Source organism: Cyanobium sp. BA20m-p-22 (genome assembly GCF_024346275.1).
Lineage (GTDB): Bacteria > Cyanobacteriota > Cyanobacteriia > PCC-6307 > Cyanobiaceae > Cyanobium_A.
In genome coordinates, this window is the sequence record NZ_JAGQCQ010000261.1 from 1 (window position 1) to 5451 (window position 5451).

A 5451-nucleotide genomic window follows, 5' to 3' on the forward strand; every position below is an offset into this window, starting at 1 on the left:
CACGCGCTCAAGCAGCACCAGTTGGGGAGCAGGGCGAGCGCCCCACCTCCCGGGTCACCGGCGAAGGTATCTCAGCCGGCCTGAAGATCACCGGCGATGACTGGGACCGGGGTGATCGGGTCACGGGCACCGAAGGTGTTTCGGCCCGCCGCCGCAACCCCACCAGGCCCGGTTCGATGCAGGCCATGCCCAGCTTCCAGGCCAAGCGCAACGAGGAGAAGCCCGAGCCCGTCTGCCGGGTGACTGGCTCCAGTGGCAGCACCACTGCTGGCTCCCTGATCACGGTTTCCGGTGGAGCCCGCGGCTGAATCCCTGATGCCCCGTCGTCCCACCGCCACTCCGTATCGCCCGATGGCCCCAACGGCTCCCCGCCGCCGGCCCCTCGGTGGCGCCGCCAGCGGAGCAGGGATCCATCCCCTCACCGACCGCCAGGCGAATGGGACCCTGCAGGCCTACGACGAGCGGGTGAAGGGTGCTTTTGATCGCATCGTGCCCCTGCTCAAGCGCCTTTCGGCGCTCCAGCACGAGGCTGATTTCATCGAGCAGGCCCAGCGTCTAGCCCTATTGGAGCTTGGCTTTGCCTTGCCCTTGCCGATTCTGGAGAAGGCTTGGGTGAGTCAGCTCGACATGGCCACCCTGTTTGCCTGGTGTGTATTCGAAACCTACGAGCAGACCAGCGAGGCCTTCTTTCAGCAGGATCCCCTGGCCGGCAAGCCCGGCAGCACTGCAGCGGAGGCCTTCAACGCTTTCCTGCTCTCCTGTGGCTTCCATCTGCTCGACATCACCCCCTGCTCCGATGGCCGGCTGGCCCATGCGGTGGCCTACGCCCTGAGGCTTCCCTTTAGCTCGGTGAGGCGCCGCTCCCATGCCGGAGCCCTGTTTGACGTGGAGAACACGGTGAACCGGTGGGTCAAGACCGAGCACCGTCGCTACCGCGAGGGGCTGCCCAATCCAGCCCACGACGACACCCGCTACCTCAAGGTGGTGCTCTACCACTTCAGCTCTAAGGATCCCAGCCACGAGGGCTGCGCGGCCCATGGCAGCGACGATGGCCTGGCGGCCTCCTGTGGTCTCGCCCGGCTGAAGGATTTTCAGCAGGCGGTGGAGAACAGCTTCTGCTGCGGAGCCTCGGTGGATCTGCTGCTGATGGGCATCGACACCGACACCGACGCCATCCGCGTGCACGTGCCAGGCCTCGATGGCAGCACCAATCTGGAGCGCTGGCTCGATGCCCAGTCCGTCTATGAAGCCACCTGCAAGCTCAGCAGCGATGGCGGCCGGGCCCGAATTGAGGCGATGGTGGAAGAGGCTGCGGCCAGCTGCCCCGACCCTGGCATGGTGAAGCTGGTTGCCAGGTTGCTGGAGAACAACCTCTCCCAGATTGACTATGTGCGCCAAGTCCATGGCGGCAGTTACTTAGATGCGGGTCACGCCGAGCGGTTTATCGGTGTGGGGATTGGTTTTAAGGAGATCCATTTGCGCAATCTCACCTATTTCGCCTACCTGGATACGGTGGAAGAAGGGGCCCCTGATTTAGATGTGGGCATCAAGATCTTCAAGGGTCTCAACGTTTCCCGCGGCCTGCCAGTGCCGGTTGTGGTGCGTTTTGATTACAACGGTCAAGTGCCCGGGGCCCGCGACCGCGCCATCCGCCGCTGCCAGCGGGTGCAGGCCGCCATTGAAAGCCGCTATGCCGATCTATTCAGCCAGGGGTTGCTGCACGCGCTCCTAACAATTCGCGAGCAGGACCGCCATACCCCTGCAGAGGCGGTAGGTTCCACTATCACGTTCGCGAGCGCAGGAGGACACTGAAATGTTGATCTGCAAGGTGGTCAAACCCCTGGTCTCTACCAACCGCATCCCCGATTTCGAGCACAAGCACCTACAGGTTGTTCTCGATGGCAGCAGCCAGAAGGTCGCCGTCGATGCGGTCGGCTGCATTCCTGGCGACTGGGTGATCTGCGTTGGCAGTTCCGCTGCCCGGGAAGCTGCCGGCAGTAAGTCCTATCCCAGCGACCTCACTATCGTTGGCATCATTGACCACTGGGATCCGGATGCCGGCAAAGCCCCAGCTCCTGCGGGAGGGGTTTCTTGATGGAAATCATGCAGGTCACCGGTTCACTGGTGTGCAGCCAACGGGTGGCTGGCCTTAACCATTCCAATCTGCGCATCCTGCGCAACAACAAGGGCAAGCTCAGCGTCGCCGTTGATCCGGTGGGGGCTTCCCCCGGCAACTGGGTCTTCACTGCCAGCGGCTCGGCGGCCCGCTTTGCCTGCGGCAATCCCGAGGTGCAGACCGATCTAACGATCGGCGGAATCATCGATTTCTGGGAGCCAGACGGCTAGGTCGCCCGGATAATTCGCTGTCCGTTCGACCTGCCTTCCCACCAGCCCCCTACCCCTGAGCCATGGCCACCCCCACCCCCCAAAGCGATCCCGCTGCCACTGCCGCCCCCGCCTCCGCGGCGGCGGAAGTGGCAGCGGCAGCGGCACCTGGGGCGGCCAGTTCAGATGCTGCGGCGGGGGCCCCCAAGGCCCTGGCCGCAGCAAAACCGGCGGCTAGCAAGCCCCGCACCGCCGTCGCCGGTTCCCGTTCCCGTACCGGTGGCGGCGCCGGTACCAATCGTCCATCCACCCCTTCGAGCAACAAAGCCATGGCTCCTTCCATTCAGGGCATTGCCCTCGGCATGATTGAAACCCGTGGCCTGGTGCCTGCCATTGAGGCCGCCGACGCCATGACCAAGGCTGCGGAAGTCACCCTGATCGCCCGTGAATTTGTGGGCGGCGGCTATGTCACCGTGATGGTCCGGGGTGAAACCGGTGCTGTCAACGCAGCCGTCAGGGCCGGCGCCGATGCCTGCGAGCGCGTGGGCGACGGCCTGGTCGCCGCCCACATCATTGCCCGCCCCCACAGTGAAGTGGAGCCCGCCCTGATCGCCACTGAAGCCACCCGCCGTCTTTGATTCCCATGGGCGCCGTTCATCCGCGCGTCCTGGGTTATCTCGGTCGCGCCCTGAGCCTTGAACTCTCGGCTGTGCAGCAGTACATGACCCAGGGCTCCCTTGTGGAGCTTTGGGGCGATCCAGAGGCAGCAGAGCGCTTTCGCCGCGAAACCGTGGAGGAAATGCAGCATGCGGAGCGGATCATCCAGCGCATGCTGGCCCTGGGTGTGGTGCCGGCCGCTTCCCAGCTGAGTCCCGTCAGTCAGGCCCCAGACCTGGTTGGCTTGCTGAGGCTCAACCTCAACCTGGAAGCCGCCCTGATCAATCACTACGCAGAGGCCTTGCGCTTCTGCATGCTGGTGGGCGATTCCGACAACCAGGCCTTCTTTGAGGCCCTTTGGTCAGACGAACAACACCACGGCGAAGATCTGCGCGCCTGGCTGGCCAGCCTCGGGGCCAGTGCCAGCGCCCCTTCGATGGAGCGGGCCACCTTTTAATGCAACTAGTTAAATCACCCGGCTCTAGACTAGGTCCATAGGCCAAGACCTATCTGGGGGCCGCCACCGCTGCTCCGCTTCATCCTGAACTCTGCTGCACGAAGCCCTATTCCCCTTGTCCGCCGAACCCCTGCCACTGTCGATCCAGCTGGTCTGGATGGTCCCCCTCTACGGGTTCAGTGGCATGGTGCTGTCGCTGCCTTGGGCGGCCGGCTGGTTTAGGCGCAACGGCCCGCGTCCGGCCGCCTACCTCAACCTGCTGGTGACCCTGCTGGCTGTGATCCACGGCAGTCTGATCCTCCAGCAGGTTTGGACAATCGGCCCCCAGCACCTGGAATTCGGCTGGTTCCAGGCCGCCGATCTCGACCTGCGCATCGGCTTTGATCTCTCGCTCACCAACCTGGCGGCGCTTGAGCTGGTCACCGGCATGAGCCTGCTGGGCCAGGTTTATGCCCTCGGTTACCTCGATAAGGAATGGGCCCTGGCCCGTTTCTATGCCCTGGTGGGTTTCTTTGAAGGGGCCCTGGCCGGCGTGGTGCTGAGCAGCAGCCTGTTCATGAGCTACTTCCTCCTGGAGATGCTCACCCTCTCCACCTATCTGCTGGTGGGCTTCTGGTATGCCCAGCCCCTGGTGGTGACCGCTGCCCGCGATGCCTTCCTCACCAAAAGGGTGGGCGATGTGCTGCTGCTGATGGGCATGGTTGCCCTTTCGGCCTGGGCTGGCTCGATGGAATTCGGCGATCTCTACGCCTGGGCGGCTGATGCTGACGCCAGCGGCGCCCTCACCCCCCTGGCCGGCACCCTGCTGGGGCTGGGGCTGATCGCCGGGCCCATGGGCAAGTGCGCCCAGTTCCCCATGCACCTCTGGCTCGATGAGGCGATGGAGGGCCCGAATCCGGCCTCGATCCTGCGCAATTCGGTTGTCGTCACCGCCGGCGCCCTGGTGCTGATCAAGGTGATGCCGCTGCTGCGCTTCTCACCCCTGGCCACCACCGTGTTGCTGGTGGTAGGCACGATCAGTGCGGTGGCCGGCGCCCTGGTGGCGATAGCCCAGGTGGATATCAAACGGGCCTTCTCCTACTCCACCACCTCCTACCTGGGGCTGGTGTTCATCGCCATCGCCCTGCAGCAGCCGGGGATTGCCATGCTGTTGCTGTTTGCCCACGGCCTGGCCAAGGCCCTGATCTTCATGAGCGTGGGCAGCATCATCGCCACCACCAGCTGCCAGGACCTGACCGAACTCGGTGGCCTCGGCTCCCGTATGCCCGCCACCACCACCGCATACCTGGTGGGCAGCGCCGGCCTGGTGGGCCTGCTGCCCCTGGGCTGCTTCTGGTGCTTCGGGCTGCTGCTGGAGAGATTTGCCAGCGAGTACCCCTTCTTTGCCGCCGTGCTGCTGCTGACCAACGGTCTGACAGCCTTCAACTTCATCCGGGTATTCCGCCATGTGTTCATGGGCCCGGCCCTGCCCAAAACCAAGCGCGCCCCCGAGGTGAACTGGCTGATGGCCCTGCCGATGGTCAGCCTGACGGTGCTCGTTGTGCTGATGCCCCTGCTGATGGCGCGTATCGATTCGGTGCCCGGCATCGCCTCCTTCTCCTGGCCCGTGGCCCTGGCCGTTAGCGCCAGCGGCCTGGTGGGGGCGGTGGGCGGCTCCCTGGTGCCCCTGAACAAGTTCTGGTCCCGCTCGATGACCCGGTCGCTGCGGCTGCTGCAGGACCTGCTCGCCTCCGACTTCTACACCGACCGGATCTACCGCGCCACGATCGTGGCGGCGGTGGCGGGTCTGGCCCGGCTCTCGAACTGGATCGACCAGACCCTGGTGAATGGCCTGGTGAACGGGATCGGCCGGCTGTCGCTGGCCAGCGCCGAGGGTCTCAAGCTAGGGGTGAGCGGCCAGCTGCAGAGCTATGTGCTGACGGTGCTTGCGGCGATCCTGTTGCTGCTGGCCTCGCTGCAGTGGTTGCCGCTGCAGTGGCTGCACGGATGAGGAGAACAAGATGCTGAGCCTG

At 64.8% G+C, this 5451-nt stretch carries 6 protein-coding genes and 1 pseudogene; all 7 read left to right on the forward strand.

Annotation, left to right across the window (positions count from 1 at the left end; genetic code table 11):
• Window positions 1-308 (forward strand): annotated as a pseudogene (locus KBZ15_RS17570) (carboxysome shell protein); the annotation flags it as partial.
• 7 nt (window positions 309-315) lie between these two features.
• Window positions 316-1812, forward strand: a complete 1497-nt coding sequence (locus tag KBZ15_RS17575; protein ID WP_255016523.1) for a carboxysome shell carbonic anhydrase — start codon at window positions 316-318, stop codon at window positions 1810-1812.
• A 1-nt stretch (window position 1813) separates the two neighbouring features.
• Window positions 1814-2095: a carboxysome peptide A gene (locus KBZ15_RS17580; protein ID WP_197149937.1), complete on the forward strand. Its 282-nt coding sequence runs from the start codon at window positions 1814-1816 to the stop codon at window positions 2093-2095.
• The gene (locus KBZ15_RS17585) at window positions 2095-2346 is read left to right on the forward strand and encodes a carboxysome peptide B (RefSeq protein WP_254930615.1); all 252 of its coding nucleotides are present in this window, start codon (window positions 2095-2097) and stop codon (window positions 2344-2346) included. Before KBZ15_RS17580 ends, KBZ15_RS17585 begins: the two co-directional genes overlap by 1 nt.
• Before the next feature lie 62 nt (window positions 2347-2408).
• Window positions 2409-2963, forward strand: a complete 555-nt coding sequence (locus KBZ15_RS18595; RefSeq protein ID WP_315859923.1) for a BMC domain-containing protein — start codon at window positions 2409-2411, stop codon at window positions 2961-2963.
• Between the two features lie 5 nt (window positions 2964-2968).
• Window positions 2969-3439: a ferritin-like domain-containing protein gene (locus KBZ15_RS17595; protein ID WP_254930616.1), complete on the forward strand. Its 471-nt coding sequence runs from the start codon at window positions 2969-2971 to the stop codon at window positions 3437-3439.
• Between the two features lie 115 nt (window positions 3440-3554).
• The gene (locus tag KBZ15_RS17600) at window positions 3555-5429 is read left to right on the forward strand and encodes an NAD(P)H-quinone oxidoreductase subunit F (RefSeq protein ID WP_255016525.1); all 1875 of its coding nucleotides are present in this window, start codon (window positions 3555-3557) and stop codon (window positions 5427-5429) included.
• Window positions 5430-5451 lie beyond the last annotated feature (22 nt).